The sequence below is a fragment of the Curtobacterium sp. 8I-2 genome (assembly GCF_902506155.1).
In the GTDB taxonomy this organism is placed as follows: Bacteria; Actinomycetota; Actinomycetes; order Actinomycetales; family Microbacteriaceae; genus Curtobacterium; species Curtobacterium poinsettiae.
Map to the genome: position 1 here is coordinate 824,854 of NZ_LR732827.1, position 26,863 is coordinate 851,716.

At 71.2% G+C, this 26,863-nt stretch carries 32 protein-coding genes; 13 read left to right on the forward strand and 19 right to left on the reverse strand.

Annotation, left to right across the window (positions count from 1 at the left end; genetic code table 11):
* Window positions 1-13: 13 nt before the first annotated feature.
* Entirely contained in the window at window positions 14-1,507 is a 1,494-nt protein-coding gene (locus BOSE127_RS07560) for a SulP family inorganic anion transporter (RefSeq protein WP_159556763.1), read from the reverse strand.
* Between the two features lie 42 nt (window positions 1,508-1,549).
* On the opposite strand from BOSE127_RS07560, the gene BOSE127_RS07565 reads away from it, so the two are divergent.
* Window positions 1,550-1,951: a MerR family transcriptional regulator gene (locus BOSE127_RS07565; protein WP_371830321.1), complete on the forward strand. Its 402-nt coding sequence runs from the start codon at window positions 1,550-1,552 to the stop codon at window positions 1,949-1,951.
* Here the strand turns inward: BOSE127_RS07565 and BOSE127_RS07570 are convergent.
* Both BOSE127_RS07570 and BOSE127_RS07575 read right to left on the reverse strand, forming a co-directional pair.
* Complete coding sequence (locus BOSE127_RS07570; RefSeq protein WP_139179824.1) at window positions 1,928-2,173, reverse strand: hypothetical protein; 246 nt, start codon at window positions 2,171-2,173, stop codon at window positions 1,928-1,930. The two genes, BOSE127_RS07565 and BOSE127_RS07570, sit on opposite strands and share 24 nt — an antisense overlap.
* Window positions 2,173-2,511: a hypothetical protein gene (locus BOSE127_RS07575; RefSeq protein WP_159556765.1), complete on the reverse strand. Its 339-nt coding sequence runs from the start codon at window positions 2,509-2,511 to the stop codon at window positions 2,173-2,175. The genes BOSE127_RS07570 and BOSE127_RS07575 overlap by 1 nt, the downstream gene beginning before the upstream one ends.
* A gap of 170 nt (window positions 2,512-2,681) precedes the next feature.
* On the opposite strand from BOSE127_RS07575, the gene aspS reads away from it, so the two are divergent.
* Window positions 2,682-4,022: an aspartate--tRNA(Asn) ligase gene (aspS, locus tag BOSE127_RS07580; RefSeq protein WP_017888582.1), complete on the forward strand. Its 1,341-nt coding sequence runs from the start codon at window positions 2,682-2,684 to the stop codon at window positions 4,020-4,022.
* Between the two features lie 109 nt (window positions 4,023-4,131).
* On the opposite strand, the gene BOSE127_RS07585 is transcribed toward aspS, so the two are convergent.
* The 5 genes from BOSE127_RS07585 to BOSE127_RS07605 all read right to left on the reverse strand — a co-directional run bounded on the left by BOSE127_RS07585 (window position 4,132) and on the right by BOSE127_RS07605 (window position 5,839).
* On the reverse strand, window positions 4,132-4,425 hold the full coding sequence (locus BOSE127_RS07585) for a Dabb family protein (protein WP_017888581.1): 294 nt from the start codon (window positions 4,423-4,425) through the stop codon (window positions 4,132-4,134).
* Window positions 4,422-4,676, reverse strand: coding sequence for a glutaredoxin family protein (locus BOSE127_RS07590; RefSeq protein ID WP_159556767.1), 255 nt, complete (start codon window positions 4,674-4,676; stop codon window positions 4,422-4,424). Before BOSE127_RS07590 ends, BOSE127_RS07585 begins: the two co-directional genes overlap by 4 nt.
* 88 nt (window positions 4,677-4,764) lie before the next feature.
* On the reverse strand, window positions 4,765-4,863 hold the full coding sequence (locus tag BOSE127_RS07595) for a 30S ribosomal protein bS22 (protein ID WP_003792170.1): 99 nt from the start codon (window positions 4,861-4,863) through the stop codon (window positions 4,765-4,767).
* A 109-nt stretch (window positions 4,864-4,972) separates the two neighbouring features.
* Window positions 4,973-5,167, reverse strand: coding sequence for a helix-turn-helix domain-containing protein (locus BOSE127_RS07600; RefSeq protein ID WP_017888579.1), 195 nt, complete (start codon window positions 5,165-5,167; stop codon window positions 4,973-4,975).
* 156 nt (window positions 5,168-5,323) lie between these two features.
* Window positions 5,324-5,839: an ArsR/SmtB family transcription factor gene (locus BOSE127_RS07605; RefSeq protein ID WP_159556769.1), complete on the reverse strand. Its 516-nt coding sequence runs from the start codon at window positions 5,837-5,839 to the stop codon at window positions 5,324-5,326.
* Between the two features lie 75 nt (window positions 5,840-5,914).
* Here BOSE127_RS07605 and BOSE127_RS07610 point away from each other — a divergent pair, with 75 nt between their 5' ends.
* Both BOSE127_RS07610 and BOSE127_RS07615 read left to right on the forward strand, forming a co-directional pair.
* Window positions 5,915-7,348: a TrkH family potassium uptake protein gene (locus BOSE127_RS07610; protein WP_017888577.1), complete on the forward strand. Its 1,434-nt coding sequence runs from the start codon at window positions 5,915-5,917 to the stop codon at window positions 7,346-7,348.
* A complete protein-coding gene (locus BOSE127_RS07615; RefSeq protein WP_017888576.1) occupies window positions 7,341-8,036 on the forward strand; it encodes a potassium channel family protein in 696 nt (231 codons plus the stop codon). Before BOSE127_RS07610 ends, BOSE127_RS07615 begins: the two co-directional genes overlap by 8 nt.
* 97 nt (window positions 8,037-8,133) lie before the next feature.
* On the opposite strand, the gene proC is transcribed toward BOSE127_RS07615, so the two are convergent.
* Complete coding sequence (gene proC, locus BOSE127_RS07620) at window positions 8,134-8,964, reverse strand: pyrroline-5-carboxylate reductase (RefSeq protein ID WP_159556771.1); 831 nt, start codon at window positions 8,962-8,964, stop codon at window positions 8,134-8,136.
* Window positions 8,965-9,028: 64 nt separating this feature from the next.
* Here proC and BOSE127_RS07625 point away from each other — a divergent pair, with 64 nt between their 5' ends.
* Complete coding sequence (locus BOSE127_RS07625) at window positions 9,029-9,985, forward strand: cation diffusion facilitator family transporter (RefSeq protein ID WP_017888574.1); 957 nt, start codon at window positions 9,029-9,031, stop codon at window positions 9,983-9,985.
* On the opposite strand, the gene BOSE127_RS07630 is transcribed toward BOSE127_RS07625, so the two are convergent.
* On the reverse strand, window positions 9,966-10,400 hold the full coding sequence (locus BOSE127_RS07630) for a nucleoside deaminase (protein WP_042538238.1): 435 nt from the start codon (window positions 10,398-10,400) through the stop codon (window positions 9,966-9,968). The genes BOSE127_RS07625 and BOSE127_RS07630 overlap by 20 nt on opposite strands.
* 76 nt (window positions 10,401-10,476) lie before the next feature.
* Between BOSE127_RS07630 and upp the strand changes: the two genes are divergently transcribed.
* From upp to BOSE127_RS07655, 5 genes are all read left to right on the forward strand, one after another.
* Complete coding sequence (upp, locus tag BOSE127_RS07635; protein WP_017888572.1) at window positions 10,477-11,112, forward strand: uracil phosphoribosyltransferase; 636 nt, start codon at window positions 10,477-10,479, stop codon at window positions 11,110-11,112.
* A 491-nt stretch (window positions 11,113-11,603) separates the two neighbouring features.
* Window positions 11,604-12,371, forward strand: coding sequence for a winged helix-turn-helix domain-containing protein (locus BOSE127_RS07640; protein ID WP_017888571.1), 768 nt, complete (start codon window positions 11,604-11,606; stop codon window positions 12,369-12,371).
* A 257-nt stretch (window positions 12,372-12,628) separates the two neighbouring features.
* A complete protein-coding gene (locus BOSE127_RS07645; protein WP_235045702.1) occupies window positions 12,629-13,141 on the forward strand; it encodes a MarR family winged helix-turn-helix transcriptional regulator in 513 nt (170 codons plus the stop codon).
* Window positions 13,138-14,487 (forward strand): cryptochrome/photolyase family protein, encoded by a 1,350-nt coding sequence (locus BOSE127_RS07650; RefSeq protein WP_159556773.1) that lies wholly within the window; start codon window positions 13,138-13,140, stop codon window positions 14,485-14,487. Before BOSE127_RS07645 ends, BOSE127_RS07650 begins: the two co-directional genes overlap by 4 nt.
* Window positions 14,484-15,953 (forward strand): serine hydrolase domain-containing protein, encoded by a 1,470-nt coding sequence (locus BOSE127_RS07655; RefSeq protein WP_159556775.1) that lies wholly within the window; start codon window positions 14,484-14,486, stop codon window positions 15,951-15,953. Before BOSE127_RS07650 ends, BOSE127_RS07655 begins: the two co-directional genes overlap by 4 nt.
* Window positions 15,954-16,018: 65 nt before the next feature.
* Here BOSE127_RS07655 and BOSE127_RS07660 read toward each other — a convergent pair whose 3' ends face one another.
* Window positions 16,019-16,990 carry a carbohydrate kinase family protein gene (locus BOSE127_RS07660; RefSeq protein ID WP_159556777.1) on the reverse strand — a complete coding sequence of 324 codons (972 nt, stop codon included), beginning with the start codon at window positions 16,988-16,990 and terminating at the stop codon, window positions 16,019-16,021.
* A gap of 160 nt (window positions 16,991-17,150) precedes the next feature.
* Between BOSE127_RS07660 and BOSE127_RS07665 the strand changes: the two genes are divergently transcribed.
* On the forward strand, window positions 17,151-17,732 hold the full coding sequence (locus BOSE127_RS07665) for a hypothetical protein (protein WP_159556779.1): 582 nt from the start codon (window positions 17,151-17,153) through the stop codon (window positions 17,730-17,732).
* Window positions 17,733-17,887: 155 nt separating this feature from the next.
* Here BOSE127_RS07665 and BOSE127_RS07670 read toward each other — a convergent pair whose 3' ends face one another.
* The 5 genes from BOSE127_RS07670 to BOSE127_RS07690 form a co-directional block, all read right to left on the reverse strand.
* Window positions 17,888-18,502, reverse strand: coding sequence for a superoxide dismutase (locus tag BOSE127_RS07670; RefSeq protein WP_159556781.1), 615 nt, complete (start codon window positions 18,500-18,502; stop codon window positions 17,888-17,890).
* 44 nt (window positions 18,503-18,546) lie between these two features.
* Window positions 18,547-19,056 (reverse strand): flavin reductase family protein, encoded by a 510-nt coding sequence (locus BOSE127_RS07675; RefSeq protein WP_042538085.1) that lies wholly within the window; start codon window positions 19,054-19,056, stop codon window positions 18,547-18,549.
* 141 nt (window positions 19,057-19,197) lie between these two features.
* Complete coding sequence (locus BOSE127_RS07680; protein WP_159556783.1) at window positions 19,198-20,721, reverse strand: MFS transporter; 1,524 nt, start codon at window positions 20,719-20,721, stop codon at window positions 19,198-19,200.
* Window positions 20,722-20,934: 213 nt separating this feature from the next.
* Complete coding sequence (locus BOSE127_RS07685) at window positions 20,935-21,942, reverse strand: LacI family DNA-binding transcriptional regulator (RefSeq protein WP_042538087.1); 1,008 nt, start codon at window positions 21,940-21,942, stop codon at window positions 20,935-20,937.
* Window positions 21,921-23,957 carry an aldo/keto reductase gene (locus BOSE127_RS07690; RefSeq protein ID WP_159556785.1) on the reverse strand — a complete coding sequence of 679 codons (2,037 nt, stop codon included), beginning with the start codon at window positions 23,955-23,957 and terminating at the stop codon, window positions 21,921-21,923. The genes BOSE127_RS07685 and BOSE127_RS07690 overlap by 22 nt, the downstream gene beginning before the upstream one ends.
* Before the next feature lie 155 nt (window positions 23,958-24,112).
* Between BOSE127_RS07690 and BOSE127_RS07695 the strand changes: the two genes are divergently transcribed.
* Together BOSE127_RS07695 and BOSE127_RS07700 are read left to right on the forward strand one after the other, a co-directional pair.
* On the forward strand, window positions 24,113-24,661 hold the full coding sequence (locus BOSE127_RS07695) for a TetR/AcrR family transcriptional regulator (RefSeq protein ID WP_017888560.1): 549 nt from the start codon (window positions 24,113-24,115) through the stop codon (window positions 24,659-24,661).
* A 66-nt stretch (window positions 24,662-24,727) separates the two neighbouring features.
* Window positions 24,728-24,898, forward strand: coding sequence for a hypothetical protein (locus tag BOSE127_RS07700; RefSeq protein ID WP_017888559.1), 171 nt, complete (start codon window positions 24,728-24,730; stop codon window positions 24,896-24,898).
* A gap of 91 nt (window positions 24,899-24,989) precedes the next feature.
* Here the strand turns inward: BOSE127_RS07700 and ribH are convergent, their stop codons facing one another.
* The 3 genes from ribH to BOSE127_RS07715 are packed head-to-tail and all read right to left on the reverse strand — an operon-like array spanning window position 24,990 to window position 26,829.
* Window positions 24,990-25,469, reverse strand: a complete 480-nt coding sequence (gene ribH / locus BOSE127_RS07705) for a 6,7-dimethyl-8-ribityllumazine synthase (RefSeq protein WP_017888558.1) — start codon at window positions 25,467-25,469, stop codon at window positions 24,990-24,992.
* A complete protein-coding gene (ribB, locus tag BOSE127_RS07710) occupies window positions 25,466-26,155 on the reverse strand; it encodes a 3,4-dihydroxy-2-butanone-4-phosphate synthase (protein ID WP_017888557.1) in 690 nt (229 codons plus the stop codon). The genes ribH and ribB overlap by 4 nt, the downstream gene beginning before the upstream one ends.
* Window positions 26,155-26,829 (reverse strand): riboflavin synthase, encoded by a 675-nt coding sequence (locus tag BOSE127_RS07715; RefSeq protein WP_017888556.1) that lies wholly within the window; start codon window positions 26,827-26,829, stop codon window positions 26,155-26,157. Before BOSE127_RS07715 ends, ribB begins: the two co-directional genes overlap by 1 nt.
* Window positions 26,830-26,863 lie beyond the last annotated feature (34 nt).

Here is a 26,863-nt window from a genome sequence, read left to right on the forward strand (position 1 = left end):
GATGCGGAAGCACTCAGCCGCCGAGCTCTCCGGACAGCCGTCCGTGCAGCGCGATCGACCCCGTGTTGAGGTTCACCACCTCGACCGTCGAGCCGTGCTTGGCGAACCGCTGTTCGACACCGTCGAGCGCCGCGACCGTGGACGCGTCGAACACGTGGGCGTCGGCCATGTCGATGATGATGTGCTCCGGGTCCTCTGCGTAGGAGAACCGCGTGACGAGGTCGTTCGACGAGGCGAAGAACAGCGCCCCGCGGACCCGGTACCGCACGGTGCGGTCGTCGACCGGCTCGCGCACCACGGTCACCACGTGCGCCACCCGTCGGGCGAAGACCAGAGCCGCCACGACCACACCGACGAGCACCCCGGTGGCGAGGTTCTCGGTCACGACGACCACCACGACGGTGATGAGCATGACCGCGGTCTCACCGAGCGGCATCCGCCGCAGGGTGCGCGGCCGGATGCTGTGCCAGTCGAAGGTCGCGACGCAGACCATGAGCATGACCGCCGTCAGGGCCGCCATCGGGATCTGGGCGACGAGGTCGTGGAGCACGATCGTCAGGACGAGCACCGAGACGCCGGCAGTGAAGGTCGAGATGCGCGTCCGGGCGCCCGCGGTCTTCACGTTGATCACCGTCTGGCCGATCATCGCGCACCCACCGGTCCCCCCGAAGAACGCCGACGCGATGTTCGCGACGCCCTGGCCCCACGACTCGCGCCACTTGCTCGACCCGGTCTCGCTGATGGAGTCGACGAGCTGCGCGGTGAGCAGCGTCTCGATCAGGCCGACGATCGCGACGCCGAACGCGTAGGGCGCGATGATCTGCAGGGTCTCGAAGCTGAACGGCGCCACGATGCCGTTGAAGCCGGGGAGTGCCGTCGGCAGTGCCCCCTCGTCGCCGACCGTCGGCACGGCCACGCTGAACACCATCGTGATGCCGGTGATGACGACCACCGCGATGAGCGGCGCGGGGATCGCCTTCGTCAGGAACGGGAACCCGACGATGATCGCGATGCCGAGTGCCGTCAGCGGCCAGACGATGAACGGGACGTCGTCGCCGAGCAGGTTCGGCAGCTGGGCGGTGAAGATGAGGATGGCCAGGGCGTTCACGAACGCGACGTTGACGCTGCGCGGGATGAAGCGCATCAGCCGCGCCACCCCGAGGAACCCGAGCAGGAGCTGGAACACACCGCCCAGGACGATCGCGGGCACCAGGTACTCGATCCCGTGCTGTCGGACGAGCGGCGCGATGACGAGCGCCACCGAACCGGCGGCGGCGGACACCATGGCGGGTCGACCGCCCACGATCGAGATCACGATCGCGATGATGACGCTCGAGAAGAGGCCGACCGCGGGATCGACGCCGGCGACGACGGAGAACGAGATCGCCTCGGGGATGAGGGCCAGCGCGGTGACGATGCCGGCCAGGACCTCCCGGGTGAGCATGCGGGGCGAGCGGAGGGCGGCGAGGACGCTCGGGGCCGTCGGCGCGTGTGTGATCACGGACATCGTTCGGAACTCTACCTTCACGTGAGGGTAGAGTCGCGCTCCGTGAGCACCAGCGACGTCCCCGACACGATGCACATCGGCGAACTCGCCGACCGCGCCGGCATGTCCCTGCGCACGATCCGGCACTACGACGAGGTCGGGCTGCTCGTGCCGAGCGGCCGCACCACCGGCGGGTTCCGGGTGTACACCGCGCAGGACCTGGAACGACTGCTCGTGATCCGCCGGATGAAGCCGCTCGGGTTCACGCTCGACGAGATGGCCGAGCTGCTCCGTGTGGTCGACGCCCTCGCGGCGAAGGACCCCGAGGACGAACCCGCGCTGGCTGCACGTCTCGATGCGTACCTGGACGACGCCCGCACCCGCCACGCGAAGCTCGTCGAGCGCGCCGGCATGGCCGAGGAGTTCATCGGCACCCTCGGGTCACTCCGCGCTTCGCTCCCCTGACGTCGCGCCGTCTTCGGCGAGCACCCTGGCACGCATGCGCTGCCGCTCGAGTTCGAGCTTCAGCTCCCCTTCTTCGACATGGAGCTGCCAGTCGATCGCCCCGCGTTGCGCCCAGTCCCACGGGCTCTCGCCCGGCGCAGGACCGATGTACGGCCGCTCCACGGGAACCGTGTCCTCCTTCCGCACCAGCTCTCGCCAGGCACGGCGCAGACGAGTCGTCATCACTGTCTCCTCTTCTCGATGAACAGTTCCGCCAACACCCTTGCAGCGGGTTCTTCTCCGGCGGGGACTTTCTGCATGTCGTACATCGCCTGCGCCAGATTCCGGCCGATCTCGCGACGCCCGACCTCGGCCGCGGTGATCAGGTCGAACACCACGGTCAACCGCGCCCAGCAGCGGTCCCGTTGCTCCCGCCCGACGTCCCGCCGCCACCGGATGACCGCCCACAGCCCACCGACGAACGCCGCGAGCAGTGTGAACGCCGCAGTGCACAGCGCCGCCACCACCACCGCGACCGCCGCAGGCGGCCAGGTCGCGAGCTCCCCCGTCCCCGTCCCCACCCGGTCCCCTCTCGTCCCGCGACCCGGCCACGTCGACAACGCTAGGGAGTCCTCGCACGCCGCCACGGGCCTCCCGGCCATCGGTGGAGAACGCCGGACGCGGGCGGCCCTGTTGAGGGAGGAGCGCTGCCGCCCACGCCCCCAGACGCAGGCGGTTAGACTCGACCACCGTGATCGAACGCACCCGCATCGCCGACCTGGCAGCCCTCCCCGACGGTCCCGTCTCCGTGGCCGGATGGGTCGAGACCGTCCGAGACCAGAAGAAGGTGCAGTTCGTCGTGCTGCGCGACGAGACCGGCGCCGTCCAGCTCGTGAACCCGGCGACGCGCGAGGCCGAGGACGGCGACGACGCCGCACAGTCCGCGCTCGCGACCACCAACGAGATCTCCGGCCTGGCGCACGGCACCTTCGTGCACGTCACCGGCACGCTGAAGCACGACGAGCGCGTGAAGCTCGGCGGGCTCGAGGTCAAGATCGGTGCGCTGCAGGTGGTGAGCGCCGCGATCCCGGAGACCCCGATCGCCGACGACTCGTCGCTCGACAAGCGTCTCGACTGGCGCTTCCTCGACCTGCGCAACCGCAAGCAGAACCTGATCTTCCGCATCCAGACGACGCTCGAGCACGCGTTCCGCACGTACTGGGTCGACCGCGACTACATCGAGATCCACACCCCGAAGCTGATGGCGTCGGCGTCCGAGTCGCGCGCCGAACTGTTCCAGCTCGAGTACTTCGAGACCACCGCCTACCTGGCCCAGTCGCCGCAGAACTTCAAGCAGATGGCGCAGCCGGCCGGCTTCGGTGCCGTGTTCGAGATCGCCGACGCCTTCCGCGCCGACCCCTCGTTCACGAGCCGTCACGCCACCGAGTTCACCAGCGTCGACGCCGAGTTCTCGTGGATCGAGTCCCACGAGGACGTCATGGCGATGCACGAAGCGGTCCTGGTCGCCGGCATCACCGCCGTCAAGGAGAAGTACGGCAAGGACATCGAAGAGGTCTTCGGCTTCGAGCTGCAGGTCCCCGCGACGCCGTTCCCCCGCGTGACCCTGGCCGACGCGCGCAAGATCGTCGCCGACAGCGGCTACGACGTCGTCCGCGCCGACGGCGACCTGGACCCCGAGGGCGAGCGCCGCGTCGCTGCCTGGGCGAAGGAGCACCACGGCTCCGAGTTCGTCTTCGTCACGGAGTACGACGCCTCGATCCGGCCGTACTACCACATGCGGAAGCCCGGCGACCCGTCGGTCACCAACAGCTACGACCTCATCTTCAACGGCGCCGAGATCTCCACGGGTGCCCAGCGCGAGCACCGTGTCGACGTGCTCGAGGCGCAGGCCGTCGAGAAGGGTCTCGACCCGGAGGAGCTCGGCTGGTACCTCGACTTCTTCCGCTACGGCGTCCCGCCGCACGGCGGCTTCGGCATGGGCCTCGCGCGCGTGCTGATGCTCATGCTCGGTGAGCCGTCGATCCGCGAGGTCACGTACCTGTTCCGTGGCCCGACGCGCCTGACCCCGTAGTCACCAGCGAGTGAGCAGAAGAGGTCGCCTCCGGAAATCGGAGGCGACCTCTTCTGCTCACTGGACGCACGCAACGCACGCAGCGCCGGGGCGGGACGGGAGGCCCGGCTCAGCTCTGCCAGTCGATGGCGGCCCGCGCGGTGACCAGGTCGCGGATCTCGGCTGCCGCGGCCTGGTGCGCCGGATGCACCTGGTACTCGTCGAGTCCGGCGAGGTCGTCGAAGGTGGCGACGACCGCGACGTCGCTGTTCTTCTCCGGGTAGGCGACGTTCTCGACGACCTCGAGCGAACGGATCGACCCGATGGTGCCGGTGAGGCCGGTCAGGAGCTCACGGATCCGGGCGATGGACGCGGCGCGGTCGAGGTCCTCGCGCAGGGTCCAGGCGACGACGTGGGAGATCATGCGGGGGAACCGGCCTTCTCGAGGGCACGTGCGAGCCGGTCGGCGTCGACGTGCCAGTTGCTGTGGACGCGCCCGTCGATGAGCACCACGGGGATGTCCTCCGCGTACTCCTGGCGGAGGGCGTCGTCGTCGAGGATCGAGCGTTCCTGCAGGGTGACCCCCGGGTGGTCGGTGACGACGCGTTCGACCACGGGCCGGGCGTCGTCGCACAGGTGGCATCCGGGCTTCGTCAGGAACGTCACTGCGGGCATGGTCCCAGCGTAGCCCGGGAACGCAAAAGCCCCGGCGAACCGGGGCTTCTCGTGCAGGTCCTTCGACCTGCGCAGACCTGTTGAGGATCTACTTCTTGTTGCGTCGCTGGTGACGCGTCTTGCGAAGGAGCTTGCGGTGCTTCTTCTTCGCCATGCGCTTACGACGCTTCTTGATGACAGAACCCATGTGGACCTCGCTCGGACTGATGCTGATGTACGGACACCGGGCCGAAGAGACCGCGGAAAATCAACCTGCCCGAGTCTACCGGCTGCCCGCTGTGATGTCGAACGCGCGCTCAGCCGACGTCCGCCACACCACCGCGCAGCACGTCGGCGACGGCTGACTCGGGGACGCGGAAGGAGCGGCCGAAGCGGATCGCGGGGAGCTCCCCGGCGTGCACCATCCGGTAGACGGTCATCTTCGAGACGCGCATCATCTCGGCGACCTCAGCGACGGTGAGGAAGCGCACATCGTCGAAACTGCCGGTCATGGTCCGCCTTCGGGGCTCGCACGCGCTGCGCACGCCAGTGGTGTGACCTGTGTGGTCAGTGGCAACTGTAGAGGCGCGTGCGACCCGGTGTCCAGGATCAGTCCGAGCAGCGCGCACCGACCCTCGCCAGGTGCTCGCCGGCGGGTGTGACGGGACTCAGTCCTCGTCGCCCCGACGGGTGAAGCGCTTGCGGCTGCGGTCGACGACGCGCTCCCAGCCCTGCTGCGCGCCGGAGATCGCGGCGGTCGCCCGGTACGACGCCTCCGCCATGACGCGACCGAGTTCGGTGCCGACCTCCACCGTCGCCTTGCCGGCCGCACCGTTCCGGCGGATCGACACGGGCTGGCCGTCCGGCGTCCACGCCGTGGTGGCCGGGGTGCCGTCGGCGTCGACCGCCCCCGTGAACGGCAGGACCCACTCCTCCAGGCGCACGAGCGGCTCCGGGTCGAGTCGGTAGTAGCGGTGCTGCCCCTCTTCACGGCTGGTGACGAGACCGATGTCACGCAGGACACGCAGGTGCTTCGACACCGTGGGCTGGCTGACCCCGAGGCGTTCGACGAGCTGGCCGACGCTGAGCTCCCCGCCGGTGACGTCCGAACCGTAGGCGGACAGCAGGCTGCCGAGCAGCTCGCGCCGGGTCGGGTCCGCCACGACGGAGAAGATGTCGGCCATGGTGGCAAGGCTAGCCGGGGCGCCACGGATGTACCATGACGAACCGTCCCGGCCCATGTCCTCGGAGGCATACGCATGCTCGACCGAACCGAGCCGATCCCGCACCACGTGGGTGTCGGCCGACGACGGGCGAGCCGGATCGCGACGGTGCTCCGCTCGTCACCGTCCCGGCTGGCGATCGTCGTGTTCATCGCGCTGATCTTCCTGTTCACGGTGCTCTTCATGACGCCGTGGGCCACGGCGGACCGCAGCAGCACCCACTTCGCGGACGCCCTGTTCACCGCCGCGTCGGTGGTCTGCGTGACGGGGTTGTCCACGGTCGACATGGCGACGCACTGGTCGGTGTTCGGCAAGGTCCTGGTGGTCATCGGCACCCAGATCGGCGCCGTCGGCGTGCTGACCTTCGCGTCGATCCTCGGCTTGTTCGTCACCCGCAAGCTCGGCCTGCGCGCCAAGCTGATGGCAGCCGGCGACTCGAACCCGCTCCGCACCCACCACGGCGCCGTGCCCGAGGGCCAGGCCGTCCGGCTCGGCGAGGTCGGCACCCTGCTCGCGACCGTGGCGGTGAGCACGCTGTCGATCGAGATCGTCCTCGGGCTGCTGCTCCTGCCGTCGGTGCTCATCGCCGGCATCCCGTTCTGGACCGCGGTCGGCGACTCCTTCTACTACGCGGCCATGGCCTTCACGAACACCGGGTTCTCGCCCAACGCCGACGGCCTGGACCCGTTCGCCCACGACTACTGGTTCCTGTCGCTCCTGATGGTGGGGGTCGTGGCGGGGTCCATCGGGTTCCCGGTGATCCGTGCCCTGACGAAGCAGCTGCGCACCCCGCGCCGCTGGCCGATCCACGTCAAGCTCACCCTGGCGACGAGCGCGGTCCTGCTCCTCGGCGGCGCGGCCGTCTACATCGCGCTCGAGGCGTCGAACCCGACGACCTTCGGCGAGGAAGGCGCCGGGCGCACCGCGTTCCAGGCACTCTTCCTGTCGACCATGACCCGGTCGGGTGGCTTCTCGCTCGTCGACTTCGACCAGCTCAACGGCTCGAGCCTGCTCGTCACCGACATGCTCATGTTCATCGGCGGCGGGTCCGCCTCGACCGCCGGTGGCATCAAGGTCACGACCCTCGCGGTGCTGTTCCTGGCCGCCGTCGCCGAGGCCCGCGGTCGTCAGAGCATGGAGGCCTTCGGCCGCCGGATCCCGAGCGACGTCCTGCGGGTCGCGGTGGCCATCGTGCTCTGGGGCGCGACGATCGTGGCGGTCGCGACGGTGGTGCTCCTGCAGATCACCGACGACTCGCTCGACCGCGTGCTCTTCGAGGTGATCTCGGCGTTCTCGACCAGTGGCCTGTCCTCCGGTGTGTCCGCGGACCTGCCCGAACCGGGCAAGTACGTCCTCGCCGCCACCATGTTCCTCGGCCGGGTCGGTACAGTGACCATCGCCGCTGCCCTGGCCGCCAGCCAGAGCCGGCAACTGTTCCGCCGTCCCGAGGAGAGGCCGATCGTTGGCTGACCGCACCCGTTCGTCGCACCAGCACGGTGCCATCAGTCACGACGCTCCCGTCCTGGTCATCGGGCTCGGTCGCTTCGGTGCCGCCACCGCCGGCCAGCTCGAACGCCAGGACCGCGAGGTGCTGGTCGTCGACACCGACGCCGGGCTGGTGCAGAAGTGGTCCGACCGGGTCACCCACGCGGTGCAGGCGGACGCCACCGACATCGACGCGCTCCGCCAGATCGGCGCACAGGACTTCGCCATCGCCGTCGTCGGCACCGGTAGTGACCTGGAGTCGAGCGTCCTGATCACGGCGAACCTGGTCGACCTCGGCGTCCCGCAGATCTGGGCGAAGGCCATCAGCCGGTCGCACGGCACGATCCTGTCCCGCATCGGCGCGAACCACGTCGTCTACCCGGAGCGTGAGGCCGGCGAGCGCACGGCGCACCTGGTCTCCGGCCGGATGCTCGACTTCATCGAGTTCGACGACGACTTCGCCGTGGTCAAGATGTTCCCGCCGCGCGCGGTCCGCGGCAAGGACCTCGCCACCACGGTCATCCGGACCCGCTTCGGCCTGACGGTGCTCGGCATCAAGCCGCCCGGCAGCCCGTTCGTGCCGGCGACGCCGGACAGCGTCATCGGCGAGGACGACGTCATCATCGTCTCGGGTTCCGAGAGCGACCTGGAGCGCTTCGCCGCGTACGAATAGCGCGGCCCGCTCAGCGGTGCCGCGCCAGCGGCACGCGGGCCGCGCCGACCGAGCCTGCGAGGGAGGGGCAGCGTCCGCACCGCACCCCGGCGCTGCGCTACGACGCGGCGATCTCCTCGGCACGTGCGATCGCGGCGCGCGACGCGCGCAGCAGCGTGTCCGCCAGGTCGGCGTCCTGCAGCACCGCGACGGCACGCTCCGTCGTGCCCTTCGGGCTGGTGACCGCACGGCGCAGGTCGGCGGGCTCGCGGCCGGAGCGCTCGAGCAACTCGACGGCGCCCCGGACCGTGCCCTGCACCATCGTCGCCGCCTGTTCGTGGCTGAACCCGAGCTCCTCGGCGGCACGCTGCCAGTGTTCGACCAGCAGGAAGACGTAGGCGGGTCCGGAGCCGGACACCGCGGACAGCGCGTCGAGTTGCGACTCGGGCACCTCGATGACCTGGCCCGAGGCGGTGAACACCGACGACGCCAGCGCGACGGCCTCGGCGTCGGCCGAAGCACCCGCGCTGATGCCGGTGACGCCGTGGCCGACGCCGATCGGGGTGTTCGGCAGGGCACGGACGACCCGGACACCGGCGGGCACCCGTGCCTCCATGCTCGCGGTGGTGGTGCCGACGGCGACGCTGACCAGGACGGCGCCGGGCTCCAGGACACCGGCGACCTCGTCGAGCAGGTCCGCGATCATGTACGGCTTCACGCCGACCACGACGAGGGCGGCTCCGCGGACCGCCGCCCGGTTGGCGTCCGGGTCGGTGTCGCTCGCCGTGGCGTCGAGACCGCGCTCACGGTGGGCCGCTGCGGATGCCTCGGACTTGGTTGTCAGGGTCACGGTGGCCGGGTCGAGTCCCGCGGCGAGCAGGCCGTCGAGGACCGCGCCGGACATGGAACCGACCCCGAGCAGGGCGGTGCGGGGCAGGTCGATCGTCATGCTCCCGACCCTACCGACGCCACCCGCCTAGGATCGTGTCGCAGACCACGAGAAGGGGACAGCTGTGAGCGCTTCCGGAGGCACGAAGGCGATCTTCGCCGCACTCGGTGCCAACATCGGCATCGCGATCGTGAAGTTCATCGCGGCGGCGATCAGCGGCTCCGCGTCGATGCTGGCCGAGGGTGTGCACTCCCTGGCCGACTCGGCGAACCAGCTCCTGCTGCTGCTCGGTGGCCGCAAGGCCCGACGCGCCGCGGATCAAGAGCACCCCTTCGGCTACGGCCGTGAACGCTACGTGTACGCGTTCGTCGTCTCGATCATCCTGTTCTCGGTCGGCGGTGTGTTCTCGCTCTACGAGGGCATCGAGAAGCTCGCCCACCCGCACCCGCTCGAGAACTGGTGGCTGCCCCTCGTCGTGCTCGTCATCGCCATCGGGCTCGAGGGCTTCTCGCTCCGCACCGCCCTGAAGGAAGCCCGGCCGCAGAAGGGCTCGCAGAGCTGGGTGCAGTTCGTCCGCCGCGCGAAGGCCCCGGAGCTGCCCGTCGTGATGCTCGAGGACACCGCTGCCCTGTTCGGCCTGGTGTTCGCCCTGTTCGGCGTCGGCCTGACCGCGATCACCGGCAACGGGGTGTTCGACGCGATCGGCACCATGCTCATCGCGGCGCTGCTCATCGCCGTCGCAGTGGTGCTCGGCATCGAGACGAAGAGCCTGCTCGTCGGCGAGGGCGCCACCGCCGCCGACGTCGAGCGCATCAAGCAGGCGGTGCTCGACGGCCCCGAGGTCGACGCGATCATCCACCTGAAGACCCTGTACCTCGGGCCGGACGAGCTCATGGTCGGCGTGAAGGTCGCCGTCGACGGGGACCGCCGGCTCGGTGACGTCGCCGCGGGGATCGACACCGTCGAGCAGCGGGTCCGGAGCGCCGTGCCGATCGCCCGGGTGATCTACGTCGAGCCGGACGTCCTGCGCACCGGTCCGCAGCCGCCGACCGAGGCGATCGTCATCCTCGCCGCGGACTGAAGAAGGCGTCGAGCAGCTCGGCGCACGCCGCCTCGAGCACCCCGCCGATGACCTCGGAGCGGTGCGGCAGCCGGCGGTCCCTGGCGATGTCGTAGACGCTGCCGCTGGCACCGGCCTTCGGGTCCCACGCGCCGAACACGACCCGGGGCACCCGCGCGGCCATGACCGCGCCGGCGCACATCGGGCACGGTTCGAGCGTCACCACGAGCGTGTGCTGCTCGAGGTGCCAGTCCCCCGTCACCGCCGCGGCGGCACGCAGTGCGAGGACCTCGGCATGGGCGGTCGGGTCCTGCCGCGCCTCGCGCTCGTTCCGCCCGGTGGCGACCACGGCCCCGTCGCGGTCGAGCACCACGGCGCCGACCGGCACGTCGTCGGTCTCCAGGCACCGTCGAGCCTCGTCGAGCGCGCGCTCCATCGCCGGGACGAACGGGCGGGCTGCGGGCTCCTCCACGGGACCTCCTGACGGTCGACGGCACGCTAGGCTCGACCCTATGCGAGTCCACGTCGCCGACCACCCGCTCATCACCCACAAGCTCTCGGTGCTCCGCGACCGTACGACGCCCTCTCCCACGTTCCGCGCCCTGACCGAGGAGCTCGTCACGCTCCTCGCGTACGAGGCCACGCGGGGCGTCCGGGTCACGGCGACGCCGATCGACACACCGGTCGCGCACACCATGGGCGTCGCGATCGCCAAGCCGCGCCCGCTCGTCGTCCCGATCCTCCGTGCCGGGCTCGGCATGCTCGAGGGCATGGTCAAGCTCGTCCCGACGGCCGAGGTCGGCTTCCTCGGCATGGCCCGCAACGAGGAGACCCTCGAGCCGCAGACCTACGCCGAGCGCCTGCCCGACGACCTGACCGGGCGCCAGTGCTTCGTGCTCGACCCGATGCTCGCCACCGGTGGCACCCTGGCTGCTGCGATCGACTTCCTCTTCGCCCGCGGTGCGCAGGAGGTCACGTGCGTGTGCATCCTCGGCGCGCCAGAGGGCCTCGCGATGGTCGAGCAGGCCGTCGGCGACCGCAACGTCTCGATCGTCCTCGGCGCGCTGGACGAGAAGCTCGACGAGAACGGCTACATCGTCCCGGGTCTCGGCGACGCCGGCGACCGGCTCTACGGCCTGGCCGAGTAGCGACCACCCCACGGACAGGAGGCGCGGTGCCGGTCGGCACCGCGCCTCCTGTCGTCCGTGCGGTCGCGCTCACCGCACCGTCCGTGCGGACGGTTGACACCGCGTTGGTATACCGCAGATACTCGACACATGACTGCAACCGTGTCCACCCGCGTCCTCTCCGAGGCGTGCTCCTCCGCAGGGGCAGTGGGGACCGTCGGCACGATGATGCCGACCATGTCGGTCATGCGTTGTCGAATGTGTGCCTGATCGGCACCCGTTCCAGCCGGATCCCCCGCGACACCACCCCCGTCGCGCGAGCGTGATCCCCGGGTGACGGACACCGTCGGCGACGCGCACCACGTCACGAGGTCTGTCTCCCGTTCCCCCGGGTCGGCCCCGGTCCGCAGCAGGACCGCAGGGCACATCGGCGTACCGCCGTACCCGGGATGACGCATTCGACACCGGCCGCCGCCCACCCGCGCACCGGCCACACCGCCCGGAGAACCACCATGTCGCTCACCATCGCCCAGCCCCGCACCGCGCTCCGCTCAGTACCGACCCCGACCGACCTCGGCACCGTGACGCCGATCCGCCCGCGACCCGTCTCCCCGGCGGCGAGCGGACCGGCCACCGCGCCGACGAGCCCGGTGGTCGCGCCGCAGCGGAACCGCGCCCTGCCGGAGGGCACCGAGGCTCGCGGCTTCGCCCTGTACGTCGGCATCGACGAAGCCAAGGCCGCGGCCGCCGGCACGACCCTGGCCGCGGTCGTCGAGCAGCTCAAGGCACTCACCGCCCAGCTCGTCCCGTCGTCCGAGACCTACGCGGCCGTCGCCGTCGCCGCCGAGCACTCCGGTGGCCGCGACGTCGACGTCGTCCGCCTCGCGCTGCAGGACCGCTCCGCGGTGGCCGCCCGCAAGCAGGCCGAGAAGCCCGAACCCGAGGAGACGGGCGTCGTCATCGACATCTCCCGGAAGCGCGTGACCCTCGACGGTGAAGCCGCGCCCCTGACCTACAAGGAGTTCGAGCTCCTGCAGTTCCTGGTCCTCCGCGAGGGCCAGACCGTCGACCGCTCCGCGATCATCGAGGGCCTGTGGTCCGACGGCGAGGACGAGACCCCGAACGAGCGCACCATCGACGTGCACGTCCGTCGCCTCCGCTCCAAGCTCGGCGCCTTCGAGGAGATCGTCCGGACCGTGCGCGGCGTCGGCTACCGCTTCGACCGGCACGCGGACGTCGCAGTGCGGTACGCGTCGACCCCGTCACCCGACCTCTTCTGAAACGCTCCGACTGCTCTTGGTGAACTCGCAGCGAACCGGGCCCGGAGAGGCTGGCGCCCCGTTACCGCTTCGTTATACAGTCGGTGGTGCAGACGGTGTTTGCTGTGGCACCGCCTGCGGAATGTGATTGCAGGAAACTCTTGGTGCAAGGGAGAGGGCCGGTCGCCGACAGGTGGCCGGCCCTCGTGCATGTCGCCCGGCTCCTGTCGGAGCCCGTCGGTAGTGTGGTCAGTCCGACGACCGGAGGGAACGCGAACGTGAGCGAGACACGCCGCAGTGAGAAGGCGACCGCCGTGGCCGCCTGGGAAGCGCTGTTCCGCGCCCAGGTCGCCGTGATGCGGAGTCTCAACGCGGACTTCCCCGGCGACGAGATCTCGTTCAACGAGTACGACGTGTGCTTCAACCTGTCGACCCAGCCCGGTCGACGCTGCCGGATGCGCGACCTCACCGGGCACCTGCTGCTCACCCAGCCGAGCGTCAGCCGCCTGGTCGACCGACTGCTCGCCCGCGGCATCGTCGAGAAGCAGCCGGACCCCACCGATGCCCGCGGCGTGATCGTGGCGCTGACCCCGCACGGCTTCGACGTCTACCGGCAGGTCGCCGTGCAGCACGCAGCGAGCATCGCCCAGCAGGTGGGCGCCGGCCTGTCCGACCCCGAGCTCCGCACCCTCACCGAACTCTGCACCAAGCTCCGGCTGGCAGTCGGCACGGCACCGGGCCGGCGGTCGACGCCCCGAGCGGTCACCACGCTGGATTCGGCGACGGTGTGACCGGCGCGATCGTCTGGCTCCGTGACGACCTTCGGCTGTCCGACAACCCGGCGCTCCGTGCGGCGATCGACCACGGCGGCGACGTCACCGTGGTGGTCGTCCTCGACGAGCAGTCCCCCGGACTCCGTCCGATCGGTGCGGCGAGCCGCTGGTGGCTGCACCACTCCCTGACCGCGCTCGACGCCGACCTGTGCGAGCGGGGTTCCCGGCTGGTCCTGCGACGCGGTGCCGCGGCGCAGACCATCGACCAGCTCGTCGCCGAGACGGGCGTGGACGCCGTGTACTGGAACCGTCGGTACGGCGCCGTCGAGCGCGACATCGACGCCGGGATCAAGGGCGCACTGCACGATCGCGGCATCGAGGCGCACAGCTTCGCCGCGAACCTGCTCTGGGAACCGTGGACGGTGCTCACCGGCCAGGGCGAGCCGTACAAGGTGTTCACGCCGTTCTGGAACGCCGTCCAGGCACTGCCCGAGCCACGGCACCCCCTGCCGGACCCGGACGACCTGCCCGCTGCGGCCGACGTCACCGGTGACGCACTGTCCGACTGGGCGCTGCTGCCGACGGAGCCCGACTGGGCCGGTGGGCTCCGCGACGCCTGGACCCCGGGCGAGCACGGCGCCCGGCAGCAGCTCGAGCACTTCGTCGAGCACGCGCTCGAGGACTACGACCAGCGGGACGAGCCCGCGATGGAGGCCACGAGCAGCCTCTCCCCGTTCCTGCGGTGGGGCGAGATCAGCCCGTACCAGGTGTGGCACCGCCTGCACGAGCGGCTCGAGCCCGCGCAGCGCCAGAACGCCTCGGCGTTCCTCCGGCAGCTGGCATGGCGTGAGTTCAACTGGAACGAGTACTTCCACTGCGACGACATCGCCACCGTCAACGTCCGTCGGAACTTCGACGCGTTCCCCTGGCGTGACCCCGAGGAAGCCGAGCTCGAGCGCTGGCGACAGGGCCTGACCGGCTTCGACCTGGTCGACGCCGGCATGCGCGAGCTCTGGCACAGCGGTGCGATGCACAACCGGGTGCGGCTGGCCGCCGGGAGCTTCCTGGTGAAGAACCTGCTCGTCGACTGGCGCGTCGGGGAGCAGTGGTTCTGGGACACGCTGGTCGACGCCGACCCCGCGAACAACGCGGCGAACTGGCAGTGGGTCGCGGGTTCCGGCTTCGACGCCGCACCGTACTTCCGTGTCTTCAACCCCGATCGGCAGCTCGAGCGGTTCGACCCGCACCGCGAGTACGTCCACCGCTGGGTTCCCGCCGACGAGCTGCGCCCCGAGCCGATGGTCGACCTGAAGGCGTCACGCCAGCGGGCGTTGGACGCCTACGAGCGGATGCGCCGCTCGTGAAGGATGCGCCGCTCGCGAACGATGCGCACCCCGCGGTGGCTGCGGTCGTCGACCAGGTCGACGAGCTGTTCCGCGCTCGTGTCGACCAGGGCATCGCGCCGAGCAGTGTGTGGGGTGTGTTCGACCGTTCCGGGCTCGTCGCCTCCGGCGGGCACGGCGACCGCGGTGACGGTCAGCGGCCGGACGCGGACACCGTGTACCGCATCGCCTCGTGCACCAAGAGCGTCACGGCCGCGACCCTGCTGACGCTCGTCGCCCGGGGCTTGCTCGACCTCGACGCCCCGATCACCGACTTCGTGCCGGCCTTCGACGCCGTCGCCCTGCCGGCCCCGGACTCTCCCGTCGCCACGGTGCGGATGCTGCTGACGATGTCGGCCGGGTTCCCCACTGACGATCCCTGGGCCGACCGCCAGGAGTCCATCTCGGACGCCGAGCTCGACCAGGTCCTGCGTGCTGGCCTGCTGTTCGACTCCCTGCCCGGCACCCGCTTCGCGTACTCGAACCTGGGGTACGCACTGCTCGGCCGGGTCGTCGCCGTCGTGACGGGGCAGCCCTTCACCCAGGCCGCCAGCGAGATCGTGTTGCGTCCCCTCGGACTGGCCGACACGGTGTTCCGCGCCGACGAGTCCAGCGGGTTCGTGGTCACCGGTGTCCGCGGGCACGAGGGCGACTGGGAACCCCTGCCGATGACCGGGCCCGGCGCGTTCTCGTCGATCGGTGGACTGTTCTCGACCGTGCGCGACCTGGCTCGCTGGGCGACCCACCTCGGCTCTGGCTTCTCCGGCGCGCCCGAACCCGGTCCGGTCTCCCCCGCCGACCGCCGGCTCATGCAGCAGGCGATGCGGGTCGTCCCCCCGTCGGTCGTCCCGGGTTCGCCCCGCGCAACCGCGTACGGCTTCGGGCTGTTCGTCGAGCAGGACGACCGCTTCGGCGAACTCGTGTCCCACTCCGGCGGCTACCCGGGCTTCTCCGCCCACATGCGGTGGTCCGTGCGCGACGGCCTCGGGGTCGTCGCGTTCGAGAACGCCACCCAGGCCAAGGTCTCCGCTGCCGCGCAGCAGGCGCACGACCTCGTGCTCGGGGCGGCGCTGACGACGGACGCACCCGCGGCGACCGGACCGAGCACCGGGGCGGCGGTGACCAGCCGCGCGACGCGAGCCGCGCAGGCCGCGGTGATGCGCCTCCTGGCCGACTGGCGCGACGACCTGGCGGACGCGATCTGCACGCCCAACGTGGCGATGGACGTGCCCTACGACCGTCGACGGCGCGCGGTCGCCCAGGCCGTGTCCGAGGTCGACGCCGACCTCGCTGCGGCACCGGTGGCCGAGTCCTCTTCCGCACCGTCGCACCTGCGCTGGTGGATGCCCGGCGCGTGCGGGCGGCTGCGCGTCGAGATCCGGCTCGCACCCGTGGGTGCCGGACTCGTCCAGACCCTGAACGTGGTCGCCGAGCCGTCGGAGCGCTGACCCGCAGGCAGCACCGCCGGTCGGATCGCGCAGATCACGCAGATCACCCAGGTCGCTCAGGTCGCTCAGACCGGCGGCCGACCGCCCACGAAACCGAGTGCCCGAGCGGCGACCCGGGTGCCCTCGCGTGCCGCCGCACCGACCCGCACCGGGTCGGTCGCCCAGGCGCGGACGAACCCGGCGACGAAGGCGTCCCCGGCGCCGATGGTGTCGACGACGGTCGCGGGCGTCGCAGGGACCCGTTGGACGCTCCGCCCCCGGCGCCCGATCAGTGCGCCGTCCGCCCCCGCCGTGACGACGACCAGCGGGACGTGCTCGGTCAGCCGGCGCACCGCGGCGTCGAGGTCGTCCCCTCCGCCGAGGGCGAGCGCCTCCTGCTGGTCGGGGAAGAGCACGTCGACGCCCCGCAGCGCCTGGAGGAACCGGTCCGCGCCGACGGTCTCGATCACCGCGACCGACGAGGGGTCCACCGCGACGCGCGCCGGCCCTGTCCGGGCACACGCGACGAGTGCGGCGAGCCGGTCGACCCCGCCGCCGAGCATGGCGGCACCCGTCAGGTGCACGATGTCAGCACGTGCGACCAACGAGGGCGGGACGTCGGCCGCGCTGATCTTCCCGCTCGCAGCCGGATCGGACATCGCGGTGCGGCCGTGGTCGTTGCGGACGGAGACGACGACGCCGGTGGACGTCATCGCGTCGTAGCGCAGGTGGGCTCGGACCCCGGCGTCCTCGAGCGCACGCTCGTGCCGGTAGACGTCGTCGACCCCGACCCGGGCGACGACGTCGACCTCGGCCCCGAGCCAGCCGAGCCAGGTGGCCGTGTTGCCGCCGGCCCCGGTCGGACGGTGGCGGATCTGCGCTGCCGGGTCGTGCACCCCGATCCGGTGCGCGGTGGTGTGCACGAGGACGCCGTCCAGGACGTCGCCGACGACCAGGAAGCGTTTTCCGGCGCCACGGCGACGGCCCGCGACCACCCGTCCAGCGGGGGTCCCCTCGGGCCGTGACGGCGGCAGAGCGCGCTCGAACGGCATGGACATCCGCAACAGTGTACTTGGAAACGAGTATTTCTCCGTTTCTATCGGTGGAAACGGAGGGTGCACCAAGGATATGCCTCCCGTCAGGTCCGCTCCCGAAACTGATATACCGATGCTAGTATGTGAACGGTCGCGCGACCACCGCCACGACGACGGAGATGCCATGCCCAGGAAGCCCGACCCGACCCGCAAACCCGCGATCCTCGAGAAGGTGGTCGACCACTTCGTCGAGACCAAGATCGAGGACGTCACGGTCCGGGGCCTCGGCCGTGTGCTCGGGACGAGCGCCTACCCCGTCGTGTACCACTTCGGCTCGCGGGACGCCCTGATCGACTCCGTCGTCGAGCACCTCGCGGCCAACCGCCCGGCGACGGCGCTCGATCCGGCATCCGATGTGGATGCCCTCGCCGATCACCTGGTCGCGACCTTCGGCGGACTCGACGACCCGCACCGCGCGTTGGCCGCACGACTCACCTTCGAACTCGGATCGGTCGAGTCCCTCGACGGGCGCGACCGACAGCGCCGTGCGCACCGCTGCCACGTCGCGGCCATCCGGGCGTGGTGCCGCGAACACGGTGCCGACCCCGTCCTCGCCGAACGAGCTGCCCAACGCACGGTGATGGCAGCACGCGGAGCCCAGTGGAGCGCGCTGGTCGACCGTGCACAGACCGACGTCGACGCCGCACTGCGTCGCATCGCCCACGACCTCGCCGCCAGTGCGCCCGGCCGCGACGCCGTGCGCTGAGCCCGCGTGGCGGCGTCCCCACGACCAACCGATCGCGTCCCCGGCAGTCGCGCCCGGCCCGGAGCGCCCCGGGACCACGAACGGGAGGCACGGTGCCAGCTGGCACCGTGCCTCCCGTTCGTCAGGTCGTCACCGTGGCGACCCGCCGACGCGGATCAGAGCGTGACGAACCGCTGCGACTTCGCGTTCTCGAAACGAGCGGCGACGTTCTCCCAGTCGACGATGTTCCAGACGGCCTTGACGTAGTCCGCCTTGACGTTGAGGTAGTCGAGGTAGAAGGCGTGCTCCCACATGTCGAGCATGAAGATCGGGACGAGACCGAACGGGATGTTGCCCTGCTGGTCGAAGAGCTGGAACGTGGCGAGCTTCTGGCCCACGGTGTCCCAGGCCAGCACGGACCAGCCGGAGCCCTGGATGCCGTTCGCGACGGCGGCGAACTGCGCCTGGAACTGCTCGAACGAACCGAAGAACTCGTCGATCGCCGCGGCGAGCTCGCCCTCGGGGACCTTCGTGTCCGGACCGAGGTTGGTCCAGAAGATCGAGTGGTTCACGTGACCACCGAGGTGGAACGCGAGGTCCTTCTCGAGCTTGTTGATCGCACCGAAGTTGCCCGACTCACGGGCCTCACCGAGCTGCTGCAGCGCGGTGTTGGCACCGGTGACGTAGGCCTGGTGGTGCTTGTCGTGGTGCAGCTGCATGATCTTGCCGCTGATGTGCGGCTCGAGCGCGGCGTAGTCGTACGGCAGTTCCGGCAGGGTGTACTCAGCCATGTGAGGTCCTTTCGATCAGTGGGTTGTGGACGCGGCTCCGCGGCTCACGAGAGCCGGGAACGATCGGTGAGGGAGTGGAATTCCCGGTTGTGGTAGACCAGCGGCTCGCCACGGTCGGCGCCGACGATGATGTCGAGCACCTCGGCGACGACGACGGTCGAGCTGCCGATCGGGGTCGTCGACAGCGGTCGGCAGCGGAGGGCACTCGCCGCACTCGGCAGGTAGCGGTCGCCGGACGGCAGGGTGCCCCAGATCGGGTCGTCGGCCGCCGGGCTGCCCGTCGAGGCGAAGCGCTTGGCCAGTGCGACCCCGAGGGAGTCGACCAGGTGCACGACGAAGATCGGCGCACCGAGCACGACCCCGGCCGAGCCGGAGTTGGTGGAGAGCGAGAAGACGAGGACGGGTGGGTCGACGGCGACGCTCGCGACGCTCGAGGCGGTGAGGCCGGTCGGTCCGTCCGGGCCTTCGGCCGTGATGACGGCGACGCCGGCAGGGTGCCCGCGGAACGCGGACTTGTACGCGTCGGCGATGGTGGCCGGTGCTTCGTCGGGCATGGTGATCGTGGTCGTTCCTTCGGGAGGGGCTGCCGTCACTCGGCGGCTGTCACCCAACGTATGACCTGAACCCTGGTTGAGGTCAACGATTCACAGGTTCGGGGACGGCCGGGCGCGCCGTGGCGACGACTCCGCGCCCGCTCAGCGGCGCTTGAGCATGACGAGCGCACCCGCTGCCGCCACGACCATGAGCACCGCCGCGACGCCCGCGGTGATCGTCACGCCGGAGTCGAACGCCGCCCGTGCCGACTCGAGCAGTGCCTGCCCGGCGCCACCACCGAGCTGACCGGCCGCGGCGACCGCGCCACCGAGGGTCTCCTGTGCCGCGACGTGCGCCGACGAGGACAACCCGTCGGGCACCACGACGTGCGCCCGGTAGGTCGTCGCCAGGATCGTGCCGAGGACCGCGGTGCCGAGCACGGCACCGATCTCGTACGCCGTCTCGGACATCGCCGATGCCGCACCGGCCTTGTCCGCCGGTGCCGTCGAGATGATGAGGTCGTTCGTCACCGTCTCGGACGCCCCGATGCCGATGCCGAGCAGCACGAACGCGAACGCCAGGGCCGCGATGGACGCGTGGTGCCCCAGGACTGCGACGAGGGCGTACGCCGCCGCCGAGAACAGCAGCGCCACCGACACGACCCACCGCGGTGCGACCCGGGCGACGACCGGCACGACCGCGAGCCCGGCGACGATGGTCAGCACCGACCCCGGGATCAGCACGACGCCGGACGCGAACGGGTCGAGCCCGGCCACGAGCTGCAGGTGCTGGGCGATGAAGAACAGGAACCCGGTGAGCGAGAACATCGCCGCCAGGTTCATCAGCACGCTGCCGGTGAAGGCCGTGCTGCGGAACAGCCGCAGGTCGAGCATCGGCGTGCGGGACCGCAGCTGCCGGCGGACGAACGCGATGCCGCAGACGACACCGACGGCGAGCATGGCGATCGCGATCCCCCGCTCCTCGGGGTGCACGACGGACTTGATGGCCCAGGCGATCGGTGCGAGGGCTCCGAGGGACAGGAACATGCTCGGCAGGTCGACCGGCCCGGGCAGCGGGTCGCGGGACTCCGGCACGCAGAACGGCACACCGACGAGCATGAGCACGAGGATCGGCACCGCGACCAGGAACACGCTGCCCCAGTGGAAGTGCGCGAGCAGGGCGCCACCGACGAGCGGGCCGAGCGCGTTGCCGGCGGCGAACATCGTCGACCAGACGGCGAGCGCCATCCGCCGCTCCCCCGCGTCGACGAACACGTTGCGGATGATCGACAGCGTGGCGGGCATGAGCATCGCGCCGAAGACCCCCATCGCGATCCGTGCCGCGACGAGCATCCAGGCGTCGGTCGCGAAGGCCGCGGCCACCGAGAACAGGGCGAAGCCGGTCGCGCCGATCACCAGGATCCGCCTGCGGCCGATCCGGTCGCCGATGCTGCCCATGACGACGAGCAGTCCGGCGAGCACGAGCGGGTACGCGTCCACGATCCAGAGCTGCGTGGTGGCGTCCGGGTTCAGCGCGCGGCTGATCGACGGCAGCGCGAAGCTCAGGATGGTGTTGTCCACCGAGATGAGCAGCACCGGCAGCATGAGCACGGCGAGCGCCAGGAACCGTCGGGCGCGGCTCCCGGTGACGCGGGTGGCGACGGGGCTGGTGAGCAGTGCGGACACGGCGGACTCCTGGGACTTCGAGCCGGACCAGGTCGACGGCGGGTGGTACGTGGGGCAGACGAGACGGGACGCGGGATGGACACGCGCCCCGTCAGGACTCCGTTAGTGTACCGTCCGGACGGTTTTGGTTGCAAGTGCAACTGACGACGGCCGGGAGGCCCGTGGCGGTCGTGCCGTCTGCCGTCGGGCCGTCCTCTGGTCGCGTTCTCGGACCTACGCCGATTCGCGGAGCAGCAACCGGTGTCGCACCGTGCGCTCCACGGCCGCGCCGGAGCGCGGCAGCTCGCCCGCGAGCATGCCGAGCGCGAGGTCGAGGGCCTGGCCGGCGACCTCGTCCAGGTCGACGGCCAGCGTGGTGAGTGTCGGCGCGACGAGCGTCCCGAGCGGCAGGCCGTCGACACCGACCACGCGGACGTCGCCGGGGACGTCGACGCCGGCACGACGGCACGCCGACAGCACGCCGAGGGCCAGCACGTCGTTGAACGCCAGGACCGCGTCCACACGGCGGTGCTCGGCGAGGATCCGCTCGGTCTGCTCGGCACCGGCCTCGGCGGTGGGCACGGACGCGATGACGAGGTCGGGCAGGTACCCACGGTGCCGCAGCGCCGCGACCATGCGCTCCCCCCGCTGGCTCGGCACACCGTCGGCGGCGGCGTCGAGCACGACGGGGTGCTTCACCCCGGTGTCGACGAGGTGGTCGGCGAGGTCCTCGATCGCGGCGGTCGGGTCGATCCGGACCGCGGCGCGGGTCACCGGGCCCGAGGGGTCGAGCTCGACGACGGGGACCGAGCCGAGCCGTTCGATCCACTCCGGCGCCCGGGACCCGAGGTAGCCGATCACGACGTCGGTCTGCGCGCCGAGGGACTCCACCATCCGGTCCGAGTCGCTCGCGAGCCCGACGTCCGCGAGCATGACGTTCCACCCGCGAGCGGCGGCCAGGCCGAGCACCGCCGACGCGAGCGCGGGGGCGTAGGGGTTCCGCAGGTCGTTGACGACGAGTCCGAGCTGGTGGTCGCCGCCGGTGACGAGCCCGCGGCCGAACCGCGACGGCCGGTAGTCGAGCGCCGCCGCGGCCTGGAGCACGCGGTCCTTGGTCGCCGCGCTGATGCCGGACATGCCGTTCATCGCGCGGGTGACGGTCTGCCGGGACACCCCGGCGGCCGCGGCGACGTCGATGATCGTCGCGCGGCCGCCCGGGGTCAGGCGCGGAGGTCCAGCCATGCCACCTGTTCCGGGGTGAGGTCGACGGAGAGGCCGGTCATGGACGACCGGGCCTCCGCGATCGTACGGGGTCCGAAGAGCGGGAACGTCGGGAACGGCTGGTGGAGCACGTACGCCAGGGCGATCGCCGTCGCCGGGACGCCGAACTGCTCCCCGAGTTCGCGTGCACGCCGGAGCCGCTCGAAGTTGTCGTCCGAGTAGTAGCAGCGGACGAGCTCGGCGTCACTGGTGTCCTCGGGCGTCGCGCGGCCGGTGAAGAAGCCGCGGGCCTGCGACGACCACGGCAGCAGCGGGACCTGGCGCTCCTCGAGCCAGGCCTTCGACGCGGCGTCGGTCGCGTGCTCGCAGCCGTCCCACGGCACGTCGTACGCCTCGGCGAGACCGAAGTGGTTGCTCAGGACCTCGAACCCGTGCTTCCCGTTGGCCCGGGCGTAGGCGTTCGCCTCGTCGAAGCGTGCGGGGGTCCAGTTCGAGCCGCCGTAGACGCGGATGCGGCCGGCACGACGGTGCTCGTCGAGCACGTCGACGAACTCCCCCACCGGGATGTCCGGGTTGTCCCGGTGCATCATGTAGATGTCCGCGTAGTCGGTGCCCTGTCGGTCCAGGCTCTCGAGCAGCTGCCGGGTGATCGACTCCGGGTCGCAGTGCGGGGTGTGGGCCCCCTTCGTGATGACGACCACGTCCTCGCGGATCCCCCGGTTCTGGATCCACTTCCCGAGCCGACCCTCGAGCACCCCGCCGCCGTAGATGTACCCGGTGTCGAAGACGTTGCCGCCCTGCTCGACGAACAGGTCGAAGATCGCGCTGGCGTGGGCCAGGTCGGGCTGGTTGTCGACGCCCATCACCAGGCGGGACATCCGCTTGCCGACCCCCGGCACCTCGCCGTACCGCATCGGGTTGCCGTCCTGCACGGCGAGCGGTCGGCCGGACACCGTCGGGATGTCGGCGGACTCGGCCTCGAACGGGTAGCGCAGGCCGATCGCCGCGCGCCACCGGTCGAGCGTGCGCGCGGTGGCGAGGGTCTCGTCGATGGTCATCTGCGCTGCCTCGACCGCACCGGCACGCAGGGCGTCGGTGGTGGCGTCGGCCTCTCGGGCGTAGGGGTGCTCTCCCGCGAAGGAAAGCGAACGAGGGGGTTCGTCGACCGTGCGGATCTCGATCGTGGGGTCGTCGCCGAGCGTCCAGGGGTCGGTGAGGACGATGCGGCCGCGCGTGCCGTACACCGACACCGCGTTGTCGTCCTGCACGGAGACGCCGGTGCGGACCGAGGCCGTGACCCCGCCCTTGTAGGTGAGCTGCGCCACCGTCCACTCGTCGACGCCGGTCGGTCCGAGCGTGCCGGTGGCGGTGAGGTCCACGGGCTCGGCGACCGCGACCCCGGTGGCGGCCTGCACGATCGCCGCGGCCATCGTCACCGGGTAGCCGCCGACGTCGAGGATCCCGCCGCCGGCGGTGTCGACGTCGAACAGCCGCCCCGTGCGCTCCCCCGTCCGGAACGCGAACGAGGCGTCGATGTGGGTCACGTCGCCGATCACGCCGTCGCGGACCAGGTCGACCAGCGCCGCGGTCTGCGGGTGGAAGCGGTACATGAACGCCTCGACGAGCGGCAGGCCGGCCTGGCGAGCGGCATCGGTCAGCGCCATCGCGGTGCCGTGGTTCACGGCGAGGGGCTTCTCGCACAGCACGGCCTTGCCGGCCTGGAGTGCGGCGAGCACGAGCCGGGCGTGCCCGGTGTGCACGGTCGACACGTAGACGGCGTCGACGCGCGGGTCGGCGAGGACCTCGTCGTAGGTGCCGGCGGTCACGTCGGCGAACCCGTACCCGGCAGCCTCGTCGGCGAAGACCTGTGCGCGTTCGGTCGAGGAACTGCCGGCCGCCACCAGGACGCCCCCGCTGGCGGGCAGCTGCGAGAGGAAGCGTCGGGCGATGCCGCCGGGGCCGAGGACGGCCCACCAGGGGCGGTCCGTGGTGGTCGGGGTCGGAGTGGTGGCGGTGTTCGCCGTCTGCGCTGACATGCGGATCCTTGTCGTCTCGTGAACCTTCACGGTCGCTCCGACCGTAGCCCCTGCGGGCGCGATCAGCAACGGGCACACGGCACTTCGTGAGCGTTCACGGCGACTGCGGCCGTGCTGGCGTCCGCGCCCCCGGGAACTGCTCCTAGACTCTCGGCATGGCCAGTGCCCGCGACCGTGTCCTCGACAGCTTCGTCGCCATCGTGTGCGAAGAGGGCGAGCGCCCCGCCACCCTCGACGCCGTCGCCGCGCGCGCCGGTGTCTCGAAGGGTGGGCTGCTCTACCACTTCGGCTCGAAGGCCGCCCTGGTCGAGGGGCTCTGCGAACGGCTGTCGGACCTGTCCGCGATCGACGTCGAGCGCATGCAGGACGCCGAGGACGGCGCCGCGCGCTACTTCGTCCGCAACTGCCTGTTCGTCGGCAGCGAGCTCGACCTCGCCCTGCTCGCCGCGAGCCGCCTGCAGCAGGCCGGCTACGAAGAGGCGGGTCGCACCCTCGACGACACCGAGAACGCCTGGCTCACGACACTCGTCGACGCCCTGGGTGACGAGCCGACCGCGCAGGCCGTCAAGCTCCTCGGCGACGGGCTGTACCACCAGGCCTCACTCGGGGCCGCGAGCGAGGTCCGACCGAAGCGCGGCAGCGTCGACATGGAGACCCTGCTCGCCGTCGTCGACCGTCTGATCGCGACCCGACCCGGCGCGTGAACCGGCACACCCCCTGCTGGGGATAGACTGGGGAACGATCCACTCGTCGACACCCGGAGGTATCCCGTGGGCCGCGTCATCGCCGCTGTTTTCTCGATCCTGCTGCTGCTGGTGTCGATGTACCTGTTCGGGTTCGCCTTCCAGGTCGAGTCGGGCCAGGCCTTCGTCTTCATGGCGGGTGTGCTCCTGATGAGCCTCTCCTTCTTCCTGCCGATCCACGTGTTCGGCAAGCGCTAGCGGGCGCAGCCGCTCGACGAGCGCAGACAGAACGGCCCCGCACCTCACCGGTGCGGGGCCGTTCTGCGTGGAGCGTCAGGCCGAGAGCGGCTCAGGCCAGGACGCGCAGCGACCGCAACGTCACCGCGGTGCTGATCGCGGCGTGGGCGGCCTCGGCGCCCTTGTCCTCCTTGGAGCCGGGCAGCCCCGCACGGTCGAGGCCCTGCTGCTCGTCGTCCAGGGTGAGCACACCGAACCCGACGGGCTTGCCGGTGTCGATCGCGACCTGCGTCAGCCCGGTCGTCGCGGCGCCCGAGACGTACTCGAAGTGCGGGGTGCCACCGCGGATGATGACGCCGAGCGCGACCGCGGCGTCGAAACCGGCGCCGAGCGCGGTCTTCGCGACCACGGGCAGCTCGAAGCTGCCGGGGACGGGGATGACGTCGGCCGTCGCCCCGAGCCGCTCGACCTCGCGCTGCGCCCCGGCCAGCAGTCCCGCAGCGATCGTGTCGTGCCACTGTCCGGCGATGATGGCCACCCGGATCCCGGTGCCGTCGACCTGGTCGCGGTCCGCCGCGCCTGCTCCGCTCATCGTTTCGTTCCTTCCGTGGGCGCGGCAGTCGCTGCCGCCGCCCGGTCTGCCGCGTCCAGCCACTCGGCGAGCGCAGCGATGGTGATGACGGGCACGCCTTCGCGCGCCCCGAGTGCGACGAGCGCCGGCAGTCGCATCATGCTGCCGTCCTCGTCGACGATCTCGCAGATCGCCGCAGCGGGACGGAGTCCGGCCGCGGTGACGAGCTCGATCGCTGCTTCGGTGTGCCCGGCGCGCTCGCGGACCCCACCCGGTCGGGCGCGCAGGGGCACCACGTGGCCGGGTCGGTGCAGGTCGTCGCGCACCGAGTCCGGGTCGGCGAGGACCCGCAGGGTGCGGGCGCGGTCGTGGGCGCTGATGCCCGTGGTCACACCGACGGCCGCGTCGACGGTGACCGTGTAGGCCGTACCGCGGACGTCCTCGTTGTGCGCCACCATCGGCGGCAGGTCGAGCGCGTCGGCGATCTCGGTGCTGACCGGCGCGCAGATGAACCCGGACGAGTGCGCGACCGTCCAGGCGATCCACTCCGGCGACGCGAGCTCGGCGGACAGGATGACGTCGCCCTCGTTCTCACGGTCCTCGTCGTCGACGACGATGACGGGGCGGCCCGCCGCGATCGACGCGATCGCGGTCTCGATGCTCGACGAGCCGAGCGCCTGCGGGACGGTGCCGGCCTCGGCGACCATCACCGGGCCTCCGATCCGGTGGTCTCGAGCGGCTGCGCGGCGGTCTCGAGGGACTGCGCCGCGGCGTCGAGCCGCAGCATGCGGCGGACGTGCCGGGCCAGCACGTCGGTCTCCACGTTCACCCGGTCACCCGGCACACGGAGCCCGAGCGTCGTGGCCTCGAGCGTCTCGGGGATCAGGCTCACCTCGAACCAGGCGGCGTCGGGGTGGGTGTCCTCCGGGGAGACGGCGCTGACCGTGAGCGAGACGCCGTCGAGCGCGACGGAGCCCTTGTCGACCACGAGCGGGCTGAGCGCCGGCGCGAGCGAGAACCGCACACGCCGCCAGCCGTCGCCGTCGGAGGTCTCGAGCACCGCGGCGGTGCCGTCGATGTGGCCCTGCACGATGTGTCCGCCCAGGCGGTCGCCGACCGACGCAGCGCGCTCGAGGTTCAGGCGGTCCCCCACCCGGAGTGTGCCGTGGGCGCTCATGTCGAGGGTCTGCTTCATGACGAAGGCGGTGAAGGTCTCGGGGGTCTGCTCGACGACGGTCAGGCAGACACCGCTCGTGGCGATCGAGTCGCCGTGCCGGGCGTCCTGCACGACGACGGGGCCGTGCACGGTGAGCGCGACGGAGTCGCCCTGCTGCTCGACGGCGGTGACGGTGCCGAGTTCCTCGATGATGCCGGTGAACACTGGTGTCCTCTCAACGGGACTCCGGGGGCGTTCG